The sequence below is a fragment of the Hoyosella altamirensis genome (assembly GCF_014191505.1).
GTDB classification, from domain to species: Bacteria; Actinomycetota; Actinomycetes; order Mycobacteriales; family Mycobacteriaceae; genus Hoyosella; species Hoyosella altamirensis.
On the sequence record NZ_JACHWS010000003.1, the window covers coordinates 902,864 to 922,124 of the forward strand.

The following is a 19,261-nucleotide window of genomic DNA, read 5'->3' on the forward strand; positions in this document are numbered from 1 at the left end:
GCCGGAGCCCCCTCAGGTGAGCAACGAACAGCTACACCCGCTCAATAATCGTGACGTTCGCGGTACCGCCGCCCTCGCACATGGTCTGGAGTCCGTAGCGGCCACCGCGACGCTCGAGTTCATGTAGCAATGTCGTGAAGAGTTTCGCGCCTGTCGCACCGATGGGGTGGCCAAGCGCGATTCCACCACCGTTGACGTTGACACGTGCTGGGTCCGCGCCTAGTTCATCGCTCCAGGCGAGGGCGACGCTGGCGAATGCCTCGTTGACTTCGAACAGATCTATGTCGTCGATGCTCAATCCGGCTTTTCGCAATGCGACTTGTGTCGCCGGAATAGGCCCGGTGAGCATCCAGACAGGGTCAGCCGCACGCACCGAGATGTGGTGGATTCGCGCTCGCGCGCGCAGGCCGTGCTTCGCTGCGTAGTCTTCGGAAACAACAAGCGTGGCCGCAGCACCGTCACAGATCTGGCTGGCCACTGCGGCCGTCAGCCGGGATCCGTCACCGAGGGGCTTGAGCGAAGCCATTCTCTCTAGAGTCGTTCCGCGACGCGGACATTCATCTACTGTGCAGTCGCCGAGCGGAGCGAGCTCAGCATCGAACCGGCCGGAATCAATCGCGTCGAGGGCGCGCTGGTGGCTCGCAAGCGCGAACTCTTCCATCCGTTCGCGGGTGATGTCCCAATGCCGGGCAATCATGTCCGCGCTCTCAAACTGGGAAACGGCACCCGAGCCGTACCGCTCAACCCAGCCTTTGGAGCCGGTGAACGGATCATCGAAGCCATATTCCCGCCCGGCGAGCATCGCCGCACTGATCGGGATCTGACTCATGTTCTGCACGCCCGAAGCGATCACGGCGTCAGCGGTACCGGACATCACTGCCTGCGCCGCGAAGTGAATGGCCTGCTGACTGGAGCCACACTGCCGATCCACAGTTACACCCGGAACATGCTCGGGCAGACCTGCCGCCAGCCATGACGTTCGGGCAACGTTGCCCGCCTGAGAGCCGATCGTGTCGGTGCATCCCATGATGACGTCGTCGACCGTTTCGGGGTCGATACCCGAGCGCGCCACAAGCGAGGACAGGATGTGGGCACCGAGGTCGGCGGAATGTACTGCGCTGAGTTCTCCTCCGCGCTTCCCAACAGGGGTGCGTACGGCGTCAACGATGAGCGCTTCGGGCATAAGAATCTCCTTGATGTAGCAGGCTATTTTCGGGATATTCCGTCGAGCACGATCCCGAGGTAACGCTCCGCGATTTCGCTCGCTGCGAGACCGCGTTCCGGGTGATACCAGCCGACCGCGACCCACACGGAATCGCGAATGAAGCGGTATGTGATTTCCACGTCGAGGTCCTCGCGGAAAACCTCCGCGGAAACTCCTTCAGCAAGCAGTGACATCAAGATGTCGCGGTACTGCTTGTTGCGCTCGATGAGATAACTGAAGCGTTCGAACTGCTGCAGGTATTTGGATTCGTGCTGGTAGATCGCGACTGCGTCACGATGATTGTGAATTGCTTCGAACGAGGTGGCGATGACGGCCGCGAGCTTCTCCCGCGGGCCCAGATCCATTGCCATGATGGCGTCGTACTCGGTGAAAAGTTCATCCTGGAATGTCCGGATGATCTCGTCCACCATCGTCTCTTTCGAATCGAAGTGGTGGTACAGGCTGCCGGACAGGATGCCCGCAGCCTCGGCGATATCTCGAACCGTGGTCGCCTGGAAGCCTCTCTCTGCGAAGAGATGACAAGCGAGAGTCAATAATTCACCCCGGCGTCCGGTACCGAGTTTGGTCGAAGCGGGCATCTTTCACCTCACGGATGTTGGCTGCTTACGGAAATAACCTCACCCGTAAGGTATGACGAATAGTCGCTTGCGAGGAAAACGATGACGTTGGCGACTTCCCAGGGTTCTGCCGCGCGGCCGGACACTTCTCGCTTCTCCAGATCGCGAAGCAACTCCTCGGAGGTCACTTTTGCGAGGAACGGATGAGCTGCAAGGCTCGGGGCGACCGCGTTGACACGGATGCCATGTTCTGCGACATCGACTGCCGCGCATCGAGTCAGAGCCATCACGCCTGCCTTCGACGCAGCGTAGTGCGCCTGGTCCGCTTGGGCGCGCCAGCCAATAACCGACGCGTTGTTGACCACCACTCCCCCATTACCTTGTGCGATGAATTGGCGAAGCGCCGCGCGTGTTGCGCGGAATGTCCCGGTGAGAGACACGTCGATGACACGCGACCACTCGTCATCTGTCATATCGACGATGGACTTCGAACCGCCGAGACCTGCGTTGTTGACCACAACGTCGATACGGCCGAAATGGCTGGCGGCACCATCGATCAGCCCCTGTACATCAGACTCCGAGGTCACGTCGCATATTTCTGCGTGCACACGGCCGGGATAGGCTGCGTCGAGTTCGGCTGCTTTCTCTTTGAGACGGCGCTCGTGCCAGTCCGAGACGACGACGTTCGCGCCCTCTTCGAGACAGCGCAGAGCGACGGCGGAACCGATGCCGGTACCGGCTGCCGCGGTGACGACGACGACCTTGCCGGCGAGCAGGTCACGACCGGATGGCGGGCTGGGGAGCGGAATCATTGACGCACCTCACGGGGTAGCTGGAGCACACGTTCAGCGATGATGTTGCGCTGGATTTCGTTAGAGCCGCCATAAATGGTGTCGGCGCGGGTGAAGAGGCAGAGGCGCTGCCAGTCATCGAGATCGTAGCCGTCGCCCACGGTGAGGCTTGCGGCGCCGCGCACCGTCAAGGCGAGATCACCGAGGTCACGGTGCCAATTCGCCCAGAGCAGCTTCGAGGCTGCTGCAGTACCTGCGTCGACCTTGCCGAGTGAGCGCAGAGCGTACGCGCGTATCACGTCAAGCCGCACGCACGCACGCGCAAGCGCGTCACGCACCGCGGCGTTGTCGTAAGCGCCGCTCACCTTCGCTTCGCCGATGACTGCGTCAAGCTCACGGCGGAACCCGATCTGCTTGCCGAGTGTGGCGATTCCGCGCTCGAACGCGAGCGTCCCCATCGCGATGCGCCAGCCGTCGCCGGGCTCACCAACGATGCAATCCACGGCCGTGCGCGCACCGTCGAAGAAGACTTCGTTGAATTCCGACGTACCGGTGAGCTGGTTGATGGGCCGCACTTCGATTCCAGGTTGGTTCATGGGTACGAGTAAGTACGACAGCCCGTGATGGCGCTTGGAGCCCGGCTCAGTACGAGCGAGGACGAAGCACCAGTCCGCGACGTGTGCCAGCGAGGTCCACACTTTCTGTCCAGTGATGACCCACTCGTCCCCGTCACGCTTGGCGGTTGTGCTGACGGACGCGAGATCAGACCCCGCGCCCGGCTCCGAGTACCCCTGGCACCATAGTTCGGTGACGTTCCGGATCCCGGGCAGGAACCGCCGTTGCTGTTCCTCCGTGCCGAACTCAATGAGTGTGGGGCCGAGCAGTTCCTGACCTACGTGACTGACGGTTGCAGGTGCACCGGCGCGAGCGTATTCCTCGTAAAAAATCACTTGCTGGGTGAGGCTCGCACCTAGTCCGCCGTGTTTTTTGGGCCAGCCGATACAGGTGAAGCTCGCGGCCGCGAGGTGGCGCTCCCACTCGACACGTTCGGCGAAGGCTTCATGTTCCCGTCCTGGACCGCCCCGTCCACGCAGGTGGGCGAATCGTCCGTCCAGGTTGTCATCGAGCCAGGCTCGGACTCGTGACCTGAACTCCGGATCCGATTCCATGGACTTACCGGCCCCTTCCTGTGCTACTTGTCGGGCTTACTGGCGAAACTTTTTGATTGCCCGTAGGCTACTCTACCAAGCACTTGCTAGGGAGGTAAAAAGTGAGTCCGTTCGGCCACCGGGGATCGATTCCCGCGGCACTGCGCGCGACGGCGGAACAGCACCCCAACCGGGACGCGATCATCGACGGAGAAACTCGGCTGACGTACCGTGAACTCCTCGAACGGGTGCAGCACTGCGCCGGATTTTTCATCGCGCGGGACATCCGCCCGGGCGATCGCATCGCGGTGTGGTCACCGAACACCCATCACTGGCTCGTGGCCGCGCTCGGAGCACTCACGGCGGGGGCCACGCTCGTGCCGATTAACACTCGCTTCACCGGCGGTGAAGCACTCGACATCCTCGCGCGGACCCACGCTTCCGCCCTGATCGTCGCGGGCCCGTTCCTCGGCACGGACCGGCTCACGCAGCTGCGTGACACCGCTGGAAACCTCGAGGAGACACTGCCCGCCTTACGCACGATCGTCCGGATACCAGTTGACGGACCTATCGGCGCCGACCCCAGCGCACTGAACTGGGACGACATGACCGATAGCGGCGTCACCCCCGCAATCATCGATCAGCGAGCGTCCAGCGTCGCCGCGGATGACGTGTGCGACATCCTCTTCACCTCAGGCACGACAGGGCGCAGCAAAGGCGCGATGAGTTCGCACGCGCAATCGCTTGGTGTTGCTGCCGCGTGGGCAGATATCGGCCGCGTGACTCACGACGACCGTTACCTCATCGTCAATCCGTTCTTCCACAGCTTCGGCTACAAGGCCGGAATCCTCGTCTGCATCCTGACTGGCGCCGCTATGTACCCGCAGGCGACGTTCGACGTGGATCGTGCACTTGAAATTATTGAGCGCGAACGGATTACGGTACTCCCCGGAGCTCCAACGATTTACCAGATGATGCTCGAACATCCCCGCCGCGACGGCCACGACCTCAGCAGTCTGCGCCTCGCGGTCACCGGAGCCGCCACCGTGCCGGTCACGCTGGTCGAGCGGATGCGAAACGACCTCGGATTCGGCGTCGTCCTCACCGCGTACGGTCTCACCGAAGCGGTGGTCGCGACGATGTGCCGCCCAGATGACCACCCCGAAACCGTCGCCACAACCTGTGGCCGCGCTGCCGCATCGTTTGAGGTTCGAGTCGTCCAGGACGGGACGGACTGCGCACCTGGCGAACAGGGCGAAGTGCTGCTCCGCGGACCGAACGTCATGCTCGGCTACTTGGACGATCCCGACTCCACGGAAGCCGCCATCGATGCGGAAGGCTGGCTGCACACCGGTGACGCCGGAACCCTCTCCGGCGAGGGTTATCTGAAAATTACCGATCGCATCAAAGACATGTACGTCAGCGGTGGTTTCAACGTCTACCCCGCTGAGGTCGAACAGTGTCTCGCACGGCTGCCAGGCGTGGCAGAATCGGCCGTCATCGGTGTCCCTGATGAGCGCCTCGGTGAAGTGGGGCGCGCGTATGTGCGCGTCGAACACGGCCACACTCTCAGCGCGGATCAGGTCATCACCTACGCCAAAAAGCACCTCGCGAACTACAAAGTCCCGCGACAGGTGCATTTCATCGACGCGCTGCCCCGTAACCCTGCAGGCAAGGTCCTCAAACGGGACCTGCGCGAATCAGCACTCCAGGAGGTTTCATGACACCCACATCCGACCATGAGGTCGTCCTGTATGAGCGCCGGGGGCCCGTCGCACTCGTCACGATGAATCGTCCAGAATTCAGCAACGCGCAGAACTCGGCGATGACGTACGCGCTGGATGCGGCTTTCGCTCGCGCTGTCGAGGATGCCGAGGTGAAAGTGATTGTGCTTGCGGGCGCAGGGAAACACTTCTCGGCCGGGCATGACATCGGATCGCCCGGCCGAGACGTCAACGTACACTACGACAACAAGGCGGTGATGTGGTGGGACCACGTTGACCGCGAGGGAGGTGATCAGCGCTTCGCGCGCGAGAGCGAGGTGTACCTGGGGATGTGCCGCCGCTGGCGGGAAATCCCCAAGCCGACCATCGCGAGCGTGCAGGGCGCGTGCATCGCCGGTGCGCTGATGCTGGCGTGGGTGTGCGACATGATCGTTGCCGCCGAGGATGCGTTCTTCGCTGACCCCGTTGTGCGGATGGGCATTCCGGGCGTCGAGTATTTCGCCCACCCGTGGGTTCTCGGGCCCCGGGCAGCCAAGGAGGTGCTCTTCACGGGTGAACGGTTCGGAGCCGCGCAGGCGAAGGAATGGGGCATGGTCAATCGGGTAGTTCCGCGCGATGCTCTGGAAAGCGAAACCCTCGCCCTGGCTGGGAAAATCGCGGAAATGCCAGCTTTTGGCCTCGCGCTGACCAAGAAGGCCGTCAACCAGGCTGAGGACTTGATGGGGCTGCGTAGCGGCATGGATTCTGTGTTCGGCCTGCACCACTTCGCGCACGCGCACAACGCCGAAGTATCCGGCGGCGATTCCCTGGGTGGGCAGGACGCGAAATCGATGGCCGCACAAGCCAAGAAGGGCTGAACTGGTGGATCTCGATCTTGACGCTGCGACCATCGCCTTCCGCGACGAGGTGCGCGCCTGGCTGCGGGACAACGTCGACCACGCGCCGCGCGAATCCTACGACACTGCGACGGGTTTCGAACAGCACTGCGCCTGGGAGCGGCGGCTCGCTGATGCGCGGCTTTCCGTCGTGTCCTGGCCGTTCGAGTTCGGTGGCCGCGACGCATCACTGCTGCAATGGGTGATCTTCGAAGAAGAGTATTTCGCGGCGGGTGCGCCACCACGGGTCAGCGCGAACGGCATCAACATGCTGGGACCGACCCTATTCTCACACGGCACGGACGAGCAGCGTCGACGCGTCTTGCCTCGCATGGCCTCCGGTGAGCAGATCTGGGCACAAGCCTGGTCAGAACCAGAGGCCGGAAGCGACATCGCCGCGCTGCGCAGTACCGCTACGCGGACCGACGGAGGCTGGCTGCTCAACGGCCAGAAGACCTGGAGTTCACGCGCCGCCTTCGCGGACGCCGCGTTCGGGCTATTCCGTTCCGATCGCGACAGTGAACGCCATAAAGGGCTGATTTACGTGATGTTCGACCTGCACGCGGACGGGGTGCAACTGCGCCCCATCCGGCAGCTTGACGGCGAAACAGGATTCGCGGAAATCTTCCTCGACAACGTGTTCGTCCCCGACACTGATGTCATCGGTGAGCCCGGCGCCGGATGGCGCGTTGCTATGACAACCGCCAACAACGAGCGCGGCCTGTCGCTTCGCAGCCCCGGGCGGTTTCTGAAAGCCGCCGACCGGCTCGTCGAATTGTGGCGTGACCCCGCGAACACAGCTGACCTTGCGGACACCGCACTCTCGGCCCGCGTCGCCGATGCGTGGATCAGCGCGCGGGCTTACCAGCTCTACACTTTCGGCACCGTCAGCCGCCTCGAGCGAGGCGCCGAGCTCGGACCGGAGTCGAGCGTCAACAAGCTTTTCTGGTCGGCCCTGGACATCGACCTGCACGAGACCGCGCTCGACATCCTCGGTTCAGCCGCGGAGCTCCACAGTGGCTGGCTGGACGGTTACCTATTCGCCCTCGCCGGGCCGATCTACGGCGGAACTGACCAGATCCAGCGCAACATCGTCGCCGAACGACTACTTGGCCTGCCCAGGGGTAATCAATGAACTTCACACTTTCCACCGAGCACCGCGACTTCGCGGCCAGCATTGGTCACCTACTGGAAACGTCAGACGTGCCCGGCGCCATCAGATCCTGGTCGGGCGGTGAGCACGGACCTGGACTCAAGCTGTGGCAAGAGCTGGCGAACCTTGGGGTCTCCGCGCTCGTCATCCCCGAGAAACACGATGGGGCCGGCGCGGACGCGGTAGACCTCACAGTCGCGTTCGAGGTTCTCGGCTACCACGCTGTCCCCGGCCCGATAGTCGAATCGTTCGCGGCCGTCCCCATGCTGCTGCGCTCCGAAGAAACCCTCGCCGAACGGTGGCTTCCGGCGCTCGCTCGCGGAGAGAGCGTCGCGACCCTTGCGATGCCGCCCCATACGCCTTTCGCACTCGACGCCGACATTGCTGACGTTCGCCTCATCGCCGACGGTGCCACCCTGGCAGAGTTCGTGCCCGGAGTTCTGGAGCGTTCCGTCGACGAGGCGCGAAGGCTTTTCCGCCTCGAGCCGCAGCGTCAGCTCGCCAGGCTTGCTACCGACGGCGCGTGCGCCGCTTTCGATGCTGCCGTCCTCGCATCGGCCGCGCAGTTGCTTGGCCTCGGGCAGCGCATCCTGGACGACACGGTCGCCTACGCGAAACAACGCCGTCAGTACGGGAAGCCGATCGGGCAGTACCAGGCGATCAAACACATGCTCGCGGATGTTGCGACTGCGCTCGAGTTGGCCCGTCCGCTCGTCCACGGCGCCGCGGTAGCTGTCGCATCCGGCGCAGCCACCCAGGCACGCGACGTCTCTGCGGCACGTGTCGCCACCGCTAAAGCGGCGTACCTAGGGGCGCGTACGGGACTGCAAGTGCACGGCGCGATCGGCTACACCGCAGAGCACGACCTGGGACAGTGCTTCACCAAAGTCCGTGCGCTGCAAACAACGTGGGGAACACAAGCTTTCCACCGCGATCGGGTGCTGTGCGCCGTGATGTCAGGAGCAGCAGCATGACAGTGGCAGCACCGCACGTACAGCACGAACACGCCGAACTCGGACGTACCATCCGTAGCGTCCTCGCACGGAAGTCGAGCTTCGAGAAGACGCGCGCAGCGGCCGCATCCGCGCTCGGCTACGACAGCGAGCTGTGGTCGACTCTGTGCGTCCAGGTAGGGGTTGCTGCGCTGGCGATACCTGAGGAACACGGCGGCCTCGGAGCAGGCATCCGGGAGCTGCAGATAGTGGCCGAAGAACTCGGTCGCGGACTCACACCCACCCCATTTTTTGGCAGCGCGGTAATGGCTGCCCGGGCACTCGTGCACTGCGGCGACGCCGACGCGAAACGTCGGCTGCTCCCCCAGATAGCGGAGGGCACGGCAACGGCAGCGCTGGCCTGGACTGGTGCCGATGGTCAATGGCGAACCGGCAGCGTCGCTTTCACGGCCGAACTCTGCGGCGACGGTATGTATCGCCTCTCGGGGACTGCCGCGTACGTACTAGAGGGTCACAGCGCAGATTGGGTGCTCGCGGTCGCTCACCTCGAGGGCGATCGCGCGCAGCTAGGGCTCTTCGAAGTCGATCCCCGCGAGGCCGGGGTCGTGCGTACCGCGACCCCCACAATGGACCAGACACTTCGGCTCGCCACTGTTTCCCTTACGCACGCAGCCGCGAAACGTATCGGCACAGCCGACTTCGCTCCGGCACTTTCGCGGCTGCGCGACGAGGTATATGCGGTGCTTGCGGCGGAGCAAATTGGCGCAGCAGATCAGGCACTCGCCGATACCGTCTCCTACTCGAAAGAGCGGGTTCAGTTCGGGCGGCCTATCGGCAGCTTCCAGGCGCTCAAGCACCGGATGGCGGACCTGTACGTCCTCGTGGAATCCGCCCGGGCTGCATGCTACGAAGCAGGGGATGCGCTCGACAAACACGAGCCAGGCAGCACGCGTGCAGCCCTCATCGCCCGGATGGCGTGCACAGAGACGCTGGCGGCTGTAGCAGCGGAGATGATCCAGATGCACGGCGGTATCGCGATCACGTGGGAGCACAATGCCCACCTGTATTTCAAACGCGCTCATTCAAGTGGCCAGCTTTTCGGGCAGCCTCAACATCACATCGCTGAACTGCTCCCTGAGTAGTGGGACGCGCCTGCGCGCACTAGATAGAACTGGTTCTCATTTGTTCAGGACAAATACACTGCAGCTATTGCGACGCAACAAGAACGTGTTCTACCGTTGGGGTATTGCTGCGGCAGCATAAGGAGCCAGGCGAACATCGGGGAACACGCATGCGCGAGCACACGGGACAGAACCGGCTTCACGGAAAGGTCATCGCGATCACCGGCGGTGCGCGCGGAATCGGGGCGGCCACCGCAGCAGCTCTTGCCGAGGCTGGTGCACAAGTCGTCATTGGTGACGTAGACCGGGCAGCTGCCGAGGAAACGGCCGCAGCGATTGGTAAGGCGGTAACAGCCCTCACCCTGGACGTCGCTGACATCGACAGTTTCTCCAGCTTCCTTGACGACGCGCAAACGCGCCACGGGTCGCTCGATGTCCTGATCAACAATGCAGGCATCATGCCCCTCAGCCGCGCCGAAGAAGAACCCAGCGCAACGACCGCACAGATCCTGGCGGTGAATTTGCAGGGCGTCATTCACGGCTGCAAACAGGCGGTCATCCGGATGAAGCCACGCCGCAGCGGGCACATCGTCAACGTCGCCTCGATCGCAGGGAAAGTTCCGTTCCCCGGCGCGGCCACCTATGCGGCAAGCAAAGCCGGCGTGCTGGCGTACTCCGATGCGCTGCGGGCCGAGCTTCGCGGAACGGGTATCGAGGTGTCGTGCGTGCTGCCGGGGATCGTAAACACCGAACTCGCCACCGGAATCGCCGTTCGGGGATTCGAACCGATAGCGCCGGAAGAAGTGGCGCGCGCACTCGTCGATGTGCTCGAGCACCCGCGCTTCGAGGTCTTCGTTCCCCGCCAAGCTGGATTCGTGCTGAAGGCGACATCCGTTGGCGGACGCCGTCTGTCGGAGTGGCTCCAGCATGCCCTGCGGGCGGACACGCCCATGCTCGAGGCGATCGGCACGCCGGAGCGTTCGCACTACGAGAAACGGGCCCGCCAGCTAAGAACCAGCCCCCAGACGCTTCAGCAGAAGGAAGAGAAGTGACCGGGACAGCCAATAAAGCCAGCCTCACCGCGCCTTACACGATCGAATTCCCCTTCGAGCGCACCGTCGGCCCAAAGACCGGGACGTTCCTCGGCGGACTGCGGGAAGCGCGGCTGTTTGGCGCTCGCACACCGTCCGGCATCCTGTTCCCGCCGCTGGAGTTCGACCCCGCGACCGGCGCAGAAACCGGTGAGCTCGTTGAACTCCAACCCGTCGGTACCGTGACCGCGTGGACCTGGGTTCACTCACGGCCAGGTGACTCGGGTGACCCGGGTGACTTACTGCCGCACGACTTTGCGTGGGCCTTGATCGCGATCGACGGCAGTGTGGGTTCACTGTTCCACGCGATCGATACGGGGGCCGACATCACCCGCATGCGCGCCGGTATGCGGGTCCGCGCCCGGTGGCGGCCCGACCGTGTGGGCACGATCCGCGATATCGAATGTTTCGAGGATCTGTCATGACGGCCTCGCTCCCGGAACCAGTCAGCCTCATGCCCAGCCCGTTTCGTATGGAATACACCTATGTCGCTGGTGAAGGCCGTTCACTATTCCTCAGAGGACTAGCCTCCAAACGATTCCTGGCTCGACAGTGCCCGTCCTGCGCGCAAACGTATCTTCCCCCTCCGGAATTCTGTTCCCGCTGCCTGACTCGGCTTGGAGCACCGTACGAGCTCGACGGGCGGGGAGAGATTTCAACCTTTTGCATCATCAGCTTCCCTTTTCCCGGACAGGCGTACGAACCGCCGTACGTCGTCGCGCACATCAGTGTCCATGGCACCGGAACCCGCCTGATGCACCTGATCCGGGAAGTATCTGCGAACGATGTACAGATCGGGATGGAAGTTGAACCGGTGTGGGTGCCGGACAACGAACTTGCGCCCTCGCTCGCCAGCATCCGCTACTTCCGCCCGGTGACGGATAGCTCGGAGGTTTCTCGCTGATGCGTGACGTCGCAGTGGTCTCATTCGCGCAGTCGCCGTGCCTGCCGGCCAACCGGCACGACGACATGGCGGAGATCCTGCTTCCCGTCGTACAGAAAGCGCTGAGCACCGCAGGCGTCGACCGCGACAGGATCGACTTCTTCGCCTCGGGCAGCCACGACTTCTTCGAAGGACGCACGTTCTCCTACATTGAGTCGCTCGATGCGGTGGGTGCCTGGCCGCCCGTGTCGGAGTCGCACGTCGAGATGGACGCGGCATGGGCATTCGCCGAAGCCTGGTCCTGGCTGCAGCTCGGTGAGGGCGACATTGCGCTGGTGTACGGCATCGGGCGCGGCTCGCTTGCCGCCGACCTCGACCAGGTGATGCCGTCGCAGCTTGACCCCTACCTACTGACACCGCTTCGGCCACACCGTGACGCGCTTGCGGGACTGCAGGCAGCGGCTCTGCTCGACGCCGGCCTCATTACCGAACGCGCAATGGCCGAAACGGTGCAGCGCTGCCTGTCCGACGCCACAACGAACGCTGCCGCGTGCAAGGCCGGGCACCACACCGTCGAAGAACTTTTAGCGGCGCCCTACGTAGCCACACCGTTGCGCACACACGACGTGGCACCAACGGGTGATGCCGCGGCAGCGGTTGTGCTCGCTGCAGGCAACACCGCACGGCAGCTGGCTGACAGGCCAGCGTGGGTGCGAGGCGTAGATCACCGGATCGAAACCCACTACCCCGGCGTACGTAACCTCACCGAGTCGGTCTCAGCACAGACGGCTGCGGCACGTGCCGCCGAACTCGCAGGCTTCACCGCGATGGACGTTGATGTCGCGGAACTGCACACCGAATACAGCTACCAAGAACCTCTGCTGGAAAACGCGCTGAAACTTAAAAATGCACACATCAATCTGTCGGGCGGACCACTTGCGGGGCGCCCCACCACCGCAACCGGACTCATCCGGATCGGTGAGGTTGCGCGGCGCATCCTCGACGGACGGGCGGACCGGGGCCTGGCCCACGCGACCAATGGCCCGATGCTGCAACACAATCTCGTCTGCCTTATGGAGGGTGCGTGAATAGCCGTCTCGCTGTCGTGGGAATCGGGCAGGGCAAGCAGGCCAAGCGTCGCGACGTGACCATTGGCGCGCTTGTACGGGAGGCGGTCACCGCGGCGATGGCTGATGCAGAGCTAGATTTCGCCGACATCGATGCGGTTGTGCTCAGCAAAACACCCGACCTGTTCGACGGCGTGATGAACCCCGAGCTCTACCTTGCGGATGCGATGGGCGCGGTCGGCCTCCCCGTGACGCGGGTATTCACCGGCGGCAGCGTCGGCGGGCACGCCGCCATTTACGGCGCGCACCTCGTCGCAGCCGGACTTGCCAAACGGGTTCTCGTGGTTGCCTATTCGAAGGAATCCGAAGGAAACTTCACCTGGGCACTTTCGCGGCCGCTACCGTTCAGCGCGCAGCTCGGCGCGGGCGCAGGAGGGCACTTTGCCCCCGTAATCAGGGAGTACATCCGGCGCTCGGGCGCCCCTGAACACATCGGCTGGAAGGTGGCGGTCAACCACCGGCTCAACGGGATCCGCAATCCATACGCCCATGTGCACCGCCCGGACATCACCATCGACGAAGTTCGCAACTCACCAATGCTGTGGGATCCGATCCGGTATCTGGAGTCGTGCCCGTCGTCGGACGGTGCCTGCGCGATAGTCGTCACGTCCGACGAACACCGGCCGGATACAGCCCGGCCGCCCGCGTGGATTCACGGAATGGCCTGGCGCACCGAAACAGGCCACTTCGCCGGCCGCGACGAAGTCAATCCGCAAGCCGGCAATGACTGTGCCACAGAAGTTTTCCGGCAAGCCGGAGTTACCGAACCGGCGCGCGAAATCGATGTTGCCGAACTGTACATTCCGTACAGCTGGTACGAGCCAATCTGGCTCGAGAACACCGGGCTAGCCGAGGTCGGCCAAGGCTGGCGCCTCGTCGATGACGACCGCACCGCATTCGGAGGTGAACTGCCTGTCAATCCGTCGGGTGGGGTGCTGTGCGGCAACCCCACTGGCGCGACCGGATTGCTGCGGTTCGCCGAAGCCGCCCTGCAGGTGCGCGGTCAGGCCGGTGCACATCAGGTTGATAGAGCGCGCTGGGCCCTTGGCCACGCGATGGGAGGAGCGTCGCAGTTCCATGCCATGTGGGTCGTCGGCGCCGACAAACCAGGAGAAACGCAATGAGTGAACGCGCTTTCGTCGCCGGAGCCGGGATGACGAAATTCGATAAGCCCGGAGCCCGCCCGGTTACGTACCCGGAACTAGTTGCCGAAGCAGTCAGCGGGGCCCTCGCGGATGCGGGCCTCAGCTACACACAGGTACAGCGAGCGGCGGTGGGATACGTTTTCCAGCCCTCCGCAGCAGGGCAGCGTGCACTCTACGACGTGGGACTCACCGGAATTCCGGTCATCAACGTCAACAACAACTGCGCAACCGGATCGACCGCTTTGATGCTCGCAAGCGAATGGGTGCGCAGCGGTCTCGCGGACGTCACGCTTGCGGTTGGCTTTGAGCAAATGACCAAATCCGCTATGCAAGGCAACACTGGCGCGGCAGTCACCACCGTCGACCACCACCTTGCGGTCCTGAAGCGCACACGCGGCTGGAGTGACGCCCCCATGACTGCGCAGTTCTTCGGCCACGCGGCCACCGAACATATGCAGCGATTCGGCACCACAGTGGAGCAGTTGGCGGCCGTAGCAGTCAAGAATCACGAACACTCTGTGCGCAACCCGCTCGCTCAGTTTCAGAACCGGTACACCCTCCAGGAGGTGCTAAATGACAAACCTGTGTTCGGCCCGCTGACGAGGTCGCAATGCTCGCCGATCTCCGACGGCGCCGCCGCCGTCGTGGTTGTGAGCGAGCGATTCGCCCGGGCGCACCAGCTGCAGGGCCGGGCGGTCGAAATCGTCGCGCAGACGCTCGTGACCGACACACCTGCAAGCTTCGGCTCGGAGTCGATGATCGACGTTGTCGGCGCCCCGATGACCCGCGCCGCGGTGGCACAGGTACTCGACGCAAGCGCTGTCACGATCGATGACATCGACGTCATCGAACTGCATGACTGCTTCTCGATCAACGAGATCATCACCTACGAGGCGATGGGGTTGTGCGCCGAAGGTGACGGCGGGAAATTCGCCGAGTCAGGGGCCACGACATTCGGCGGCCGATGGGTGGTCAATCCCTCGGGCGGCCTCATCTCGAAAGGCCACCCACTCGGGGCTACCGGTCTCGCGCAGTGCACCGAACTGACGTGGCAGCTGCGCGGCGAGGCGGGTGCGCGCCAGGTTCCGGGCGCGCGCTTGGCCCTCGCACACAATCTGGGGCTCGGCGGGGCGTGCGCAGTCACGATGTACCGCGCGCCCAGCGTCACTACAGAGGAAGGAAAAGCCCATGCCCGCTGAGACGATGCGCCAGCCTGTTCACCTCGGTCACGTCCTCATCCAGGCGCTCGGACGGCATCGTGACAAGCCGGTACTCGAACTCGGCGAAACTACTCTGACTGGCCAGGAGACCGCTGCCCGGATCAGCCAGTACGTCCAGGCGTTCAACGCGCTGGGCATGGGGACCGGCGCGCCGGCTGCGCTGCTCTCACTCAACCGGCCCGAAGTCCTGCTGACCATCGGGGCTGGCCAGATTCTCGGATCCCGGCGCACATCCCTACACCCCCTCGGCTCCCTAGACGACCACGCATTCGTCCTCTCAGACGCCGGCATCACGCACCTGATAATCGACCCGGTCCCAATGTTTGTGCAGCGCGCGCTCGAGCTGCTCGATGCAGTGCCGACCCTCAGCCAGATAGTCACCTTCGGCCCCGTGCCCGGCGAGCTGAAACACACCGGCGCACGCGATCTCACAGAGTGCGCCGCCGCGTACACGTCACTGCCGCTCGAGGCAGCCGACCTTCCCCCGGACCACATCGTCTCCATCACCTACACCGGAGGTACCACCGGCAAACCGAAGGGCGTGATCGGGACGGCCCAGTCCATCCTGACGATGACGCAAATCCAGCTGGCCGAATGGGAATGGCCCGACGCGCCCCGATTCCTCATCTGCACGCCCTTGTCACATGCTGGCGCGGCCTTTTTCGCTCCCACTCTCATCAAAGGCGGATCGCTGGTGGTCCTGCCCAAGTTCGACCCAGCCGAGGTGCTTCGCACCATCGAGGAAGAACGCATCACCGCCACCATGCTTGTGCCGACGATGCTGTACGCCCTGCTCGACCACCCCGACTCGCACAAGCGCGACCTTTCATCGCTAGAGACGGTCTACTACGGCGCCGCGGCGATCAATCCGGTCCGTCTGCGTGCCGCGATCGACCGGTTCGGACCGATTTTCGCGCAGTACTACGGCCAGTCCGAAGCCCCGATGGCGATCACCTATCTCGCCAAGGATGAGCATGACGAGACTCGGCTGACGTCGTGCGGGCGTCCTTCGGCATTCCTGAAGACCGCGTTGCTCGATGCGGATGGACGTCCTGTTCCGCCCGGATCACCTGGCGAAATCTGCGTTGCCGGTCCCCTCCTGGCCGCGGGCTACCTGAATCGGCCTGAGGCCACGGCAGAAACATTCCGTGAGGGGTGGCTGCATACCGGTGATGTGGCTAAGGCTGATGAGGAAGGCTTCTGGTACATCGTCGACCGGATCAAAGACATGATCGTCACCGGAGGGTTCAACGTATTCCCCCGTGAAGTCGAGGACGTCATCGCGACTCATCCGGCCGTCGCGCAGGTCGCTGTCGTCGGCGTTCCGGACGAGAAATGGGGGGAAGCCGTCACCGCAGTTGTGGTGCTTCACAACCACGGCGCTGGCGTGCCCGATTCACAGGAGAGCGTCATCACGGAGATCAAAGCCGCCGTGCGGGAGCGCAAAGGTCCCGTTCATGAACCCAAGCACGTCCTGCTCACTGACTCGCTGCCCGTAACACCGCTCGGCAAACCCGATAAGAAGGCACTGCGCTCGCGTTTTCAGGGCGCCAGGTAGCGCCCGCAGCCCAGCGCCAGGAAGGACCGATACTGTGCGATTCACCTACGCCGAAGCCATGACCAACCCTGATTACTACATTCCGCTCGCACAGGCCGCTGAAGCGGCCGGATACACGAGCATTACGGTGGCAGACAGCCTCGCGTACCCGCGGGTCTCCGATTCCAAATATCCGTACACGCCGGACGGAAGCCGGGAGTTCCTTGAGGACAAGGCGTTCATTGAACCATTTGTTCTGATCGCAGCGATGGGCGCGGTAACCAGCACACTACGATTTGTTCCCTTCGTGCTGAAACTGCCAGTGCGGCCACCCGTCCTCGTCGCGAAGCAGGCGACGTCACTCGCGTACATGACTGGGAATCGTCTGTCGCTCGGAGTCGGGCTTTCCCCGTGGTCTGAAGATTTCGATTTGCTGGGTGTGCCCTTCGCGAAGCGCGGCAAACGAATGGATGAGTGCATCGATATCGTTCGCGGACTGTCGCATGGTGGCTATTTCGAGTATCACGGCGAGTTTTACGATGTTCAGGAAATCAAAATGACGCCCGTGCCAACTGAGCCAATGCCAATTCTCGTCGGCGGACACAGTGACGCGGCACTGCGACGGGCCGTCACCCGCTGCGACGGCTGGATGCACGCGGGCGGCGATGCCGACGAACTCGATCACATGCTGAAGAAGCTCGATGAGATCCGCGAGCGAGAAGGCAAGCAGGGCCCGTTCGAGATCCACGCCATTTCACTCGACGCCTACACCGTCGACGGTATCAAGCGCCTTGAGGACAAAGGCGTCACCGACGTTATCGTCGGGTTCCGCATCCCCTACATCACTGGCCCAGACACCGAGCCGCTCCAGAAGAAAATCGACAACCTGAACAGATATGCGGACTCAGTGATCGCGAAGGTGGGATAGCGTGAATCCCGTCTGGTATCCATGACTTCATGCTGCTGCGACAATTGGAGTACCTCACGGCTCTGGCGCGCGTGAGCCATTTCGGTCATGCAGCAGAAGCGTGCCACGTCACGCAGCCAGCTTTGTCGGCGGGTATACGCAAACTTGAAGCCGAACTTGGGGTGCAGATCGTTCAGCGCGGGCAGCGGTTCGAGGGTTTCACTCGCGAGGGTGAAGAAGTTCTGCGCTGGGCGCGCCGCATGCTCGCCGAACGGGACGCCCTTAGCCAGACGATTTCAGGTATGCGCGCTGGCCTGTCCGGTGTTCTGCGCATTGGAGCGATCCCCACCGCTTTGAGCGTCGCGTCGCTGCTCACCGCACCGATGCGTGAGCAGCACCCGAACGTACAGTTTTCGCTCCAGTCAATGTCATCGAGAGAAATCGTGAGTGGTCTCAGTGACTTCGACATCGACGTGGGGATGACCTACATCGATGGTGAGCCACTCGGCAAGGTCCGCATCGTCCCCCTGTACCGGGAGCGATACCTTTTCCTCACGCCTCACGACGGTGAGTTCGGAGATCGAGATTCCCTCAGCTGGGCCGAAGCAGCATCGGAGCAGCTGTGCCTGTTGATGCCGGTCATGCAGAATCGGCGCATCCTCGACGGCTTCTTCGCGGAGGCTGGCGCTGAGGCGAGCCCCATTGTCGAAACTGACACAATCTCGGCAATCTATGCGCACGTTGCTGCGATGCGCCTCTCCAGTGTGATCCCCCACGCATGGCTCCATGGCTTCGGCGTGCCGGACGGAACCCGGGCCATCCCGCTGCCGCAGCCGCAGCGATCATTCCGGGTGGGGCTCGTGCTCGCCGGTGGCGGGCCAGAGTCACTACTCGCCCGCGCACTCGTCGGCACTACGCAACTAGCTGACGTGCCAAGCGCACTCGACCTGGCCGTCGAACAGTCGATCAGTTGACCAACGGCAGATGCAGACGTTCAGCGCCTGAGTACACGTTCATCGAGTTTCCTCGCAGGAATCCAACCAGCGTTAGCCCGCTCTCCACGGCGAGGTCAACAGCAAGCGACGAAGGCGCTGAGACCGCTGCGAGCATCGGGATGCCAGCCATGACTGCTTTCTGCACGAGCTCGAACGACGCCCGCCCGCTCACCATGAGAATCGTTCCGCGCAACGGGAGCAGATTTGCCGTCAGGGCGTGCCCGACAACTTTGTCTACCGCGTTATGCCGACCGACATCCTCACGTAGACACAAAAGTTCGCCACTCGCCGTGAAGAGACCCGCAGCATGCAGGCCCCCCGTTTTGTCGAATACCTTCTGCGCTGCCCGCAGTCGCTCTGGCAACGCAACCAGCGTCTCAGGCGCGATCGTCAGCCGGTCTTCCGCGACCGACCACGCAGCCGTTGTTCGCACCGCGTCCAGACTGGCTTTGCCACACAACCCGCACGACGACGTGGTGTAAAAGTTGCGTTCGAGCGACGCGTCGGGTGGAGAGACATCCGGGGCGAGCGCAACATCGACCACGTTGTAGGTATTTCCGCCGTCTGCAGTAGCTCCAGCGCAGTACCGCATCGCGGCGACGTCTCCGGCCGAATGAACCACGCCTTCGCTTACAAGGAACCCAGCGGAAAGGTCAAAATCGTTCCCGGGTGTCCGCATCGTGACCGACAGCGGACGGCCCCCGACCCTGATCTCCAGCGGCTCCTCAGCAGCGAGGGTGTCGGGGCGCTGCGAGCACACACCGTCCCGGATTCGCAGCACGGGCTGCCGCGCGGTCAACCGGCCCATA

19 protein-coding genes are annotated in these 19,261 nt (G+C 63.3%); 14 read left to right on the forward strand and 5 right to left on the reverse strand.

Translation table 11 applies throughout. The features are described 5' to 3' along the window. Positions 1–31 precede the first annotated feature (31 nt). From FHU29_RS18295 to FHU29_RS18310, 4 genes are read right to left on the reverse strand one after another with little or no spacing between them, the layout of a single operon-like run. Complete coding sequence (locus tag FHU29_RS18295) at positions 32–1,183, reverse strand: acetyl-CoA C-acetyltransferase (RefSeq protein ID WP_064442527.1); 1,152 nt, start codon at positions 1,181–1,183, stop codon at positions 32–34. A 23-nt stretch (positions 1,184–1,206) separates the two neighbouring features. Then, a complete protein-coding gene (locus FHU29_RS18300; protein WP_064442528.1) occupies positions 1,207–1,803 on the reverse strand; it encodes a TetR/AcrR family transcriptional regulator in 597 nt (198 codons plus the stop codon). 8 nt (positions 1,804–1,811) lie between these two features. Further along, positions 1,812–2,594: an SDR family oxidoreductase gene (locus tag FHU29_RS18305; RefSeq protein WP_064442529.1), complete on the reverse strand. Its 783-nt coding sequence runs from the start codon at positions 2,592–2,594 to the stop codon at positions 1,812–1,814. Beyond that, on the reverse strand, positions 2,591–3,742 hold the full coding sequence (locus FHU29_RS18310) for an acyl-CoA dehydrogenase family protein (protein WP_064442530.1): 1,152 nt from the start codon (positions 3,740–3,742) through the stop codon (positions 2,591–2,593). Before FHU29_RS18310 ends, FHU29_RS18305 begins: the two co-directional genes overlap by 4 nt. 101 nt (positions 3,743–3,843) lie before the next feature. Here FHU29_RS18310 and FHU29_RS18315 point away from each other — a divergent pair, with 101 nt between their 5' ends. From FHU29_RS18315 to FHU29_RS18380, 14 genes are all read left to right on the forward strand, one after another. Continuing rightward, on the forward strand, positions 3,844–5,445 hold the full coding sequence (locus FHU29_RS18315; protein ID WP_064442531.1) for a FadD3 family acyl-CoA ligase: 1,602 nt from the start codon (positions 3,844–3,846) through the stop codon (positions 5,443–5,445). Next, positions 5,442–6,302, forward strand: coding sequence for an enoyl-CoA hydratase (locus FHU29_RS18320; protein WP_064442532.1), 861 nt, complete (start codon positions 5,442–5,444; stop codon positions 6,300–6,302). The genes FHU29_RS18315 and FHU29_RS18320 overlap by 4 nt, the downstream gene beginning before the upstream one ends. Before the next feature lie 4 nt (positions 6,303–6,306). Further along, complete coding sequence (locus FHU29_RS18325) at positions 6,307–7,455, forward strand: acyl-CoA dehydrogenase family protein (protein ID WP_064442533.1); 1,149 nt, start codon at positions 6,307–6,309, stop codon at positions 7,453–7,455. Then, complete coding sequence (locus FHU29_RS18330; RefSeq protein WP_064442534.1) at positions 7,452–8,447, forward strand: acyl-CoA dehydrogenase family protein; 996 nt, start codon at positions 7,452–7,454, stop codon at positions 8,445–8,447. The genes FHU29_RS18325 and FHU29_RS18330 overlap by 4 nt, the downstream gene beginning before the upstream one ends. After that, positions 8,444–9,568, forward strand: a complete 1,125-nt coding sequence (locus tag FHU29_RS18335; RefSeq protein WP_064442535.1) for an acyl-CoA dehydrogenase family protein — start codon at positions 8,444–8,446, stop codon at positions 9,566–9,568. Before FHU29_RS18330 ends, FHU29_RS18335 begins: the two co-directional genes overlap by 4 nt. Positions 9,569–9,717: 149 nt before the next feature. Next, positions 9,718–10,599: an SDR family NAD(P)-dependent oxidoreductase gene (locus tag FHU29_RS18340; protein ID WP_064442536.1), complete on the forward strand. Its 882-nt coding sequence runs from the start codon at positions 9,718–9,720 to the stop codon at positions 10,597–10,599. After that, positions 10,596–11,063 (forward strand): Zn-ribbon domain-containing OB-fold protein, encoded by a 468-nt coding sequence (locus FHU29_RS18345; protein WP_064442537.1) that lies wholly within the window; start codon positions 10,596–10,598, stop codon positions 11,061–11,063. The genes FHU29_RS18340 and FHU29_RS18345 overlap by 4 nt, the downstream gene beginning before the upstream one ends. Then, positions 11,060–11,542 carry a Zn-ribbon domain-containing OB-fold protein gene (locus tag FHU29_RS18350; RefSeq protein ID WP_064442538.1) on the forward strand — a complete coding sequence of 161 codons (483 nt, stop codon included), beginning with the start codon at positions 11,060–11,062 and terminating at the stop codon, positions 11,540–11,542. The genes FHU29_RS18345 and FHU29_RS18350 overlap by 4 nt, the downstream gene beginning before the upstream one ends. After that, the gene (locus FHU29_RS18355; protein WP_064442539.1) at positions 11,542–12,609 is read left to right on the forward strand and encodes a lipid-transfer protein; all 1,068 of its coding nucleotides are present in this window, start codon (positions 11,542–11,544) and stop codon (positions 12,607–12,609) included. Before FHU29_RS18350 ends, FHU29_RS18355 begins: the two co-directional genes overlap by 1 nt. After that, positions 12,606–13,772 (forward strand): thiolase domain-containing protein, encoded by a 1,167-nt coding sequence (locus tag FHU29_RS18360; protein WP_064442540.1) that lies wholly within the window; start codon positions 12,606–12,608, stop codon positions 13,770–13,772. The genes FHU29_RS18355 and FHU29_RS18360 overlap by 4 nt, the downstream gene beginning before the upstream one ends. Then, positions 13,769–14,992: a thiolase C-terminal domain-containing protein gene (locus tag FHU29_RS18365; RefSeq protein WP_064442541.1), complete on the forward strand. Its 1,224-nt coding sequence runs from the start codon at positions 13,769–13,771 to the stop codon at positions 14,990–14,992. The genes FHU29_RS18360 and FHU29_RS18365 overlap by 4 nt, the downstream gene beginning before the upstream one ends. After that, on the forward strand, positions 14,982–16,571 hold the full coding sequence (gene fadD8 / locus FHU29_RS18370; protein ID WP_064442542.1) for a fatty-acid--CoA ligase FadD8: 1,590 nt from the start codon (positions 14,982–14,984) through the stop codon (positions 16,569–16,571). Before FHU29_RS18365 ends, fadD8 begins: the two co-directional genes overlap by 11 nt. A 34-nt stretch (positions 16,572–16,605) precedes the next feature. Continuing rightward, complete coding sequence (locus FHU29_RS18375) at positions 16,606–17,478, forward strand: TIGR03619 family F420-dependent LLM class oxidoreductase (protein WP_064442543.1); 873 nt, start codon at positions 16,606–16,608, stop codon at positions 17,476–17,478. 29 nt (positions 17,479–17,507) lie between these two features. Then, on the forward strand, positions 17,508–18,431 hold the full coding sequence (locus tag FHU29_RS18380) for a LysR family transcriptional regulator (RefSeq protein WP_064442544.1): 924 nt from the start codon (positions 17,508–17,510) through the stop codon (positions 18,429–18,431). Here FHU29_RS18380 and fdhD read toward each other — a convergent pair. After that, the gene (gene fdhD, locus FHU29_RS18385; protein ID WP_064442545.1) at positions 18,424–19,260 is read right to left on the reverse strand and encodes a formate dehydrogenase accessory sulfurtransferase FdhD; all 837 of its coding nucleotides are present in this window, start codon (positions 19,258–19,260) and stop codon (positions 18,424–18,426) included. The genes FHU29_RS18380 and fdhD overlap by 8 nt on opposite strands. Position 19,261 lies beyond the last annotated feature (1 nt).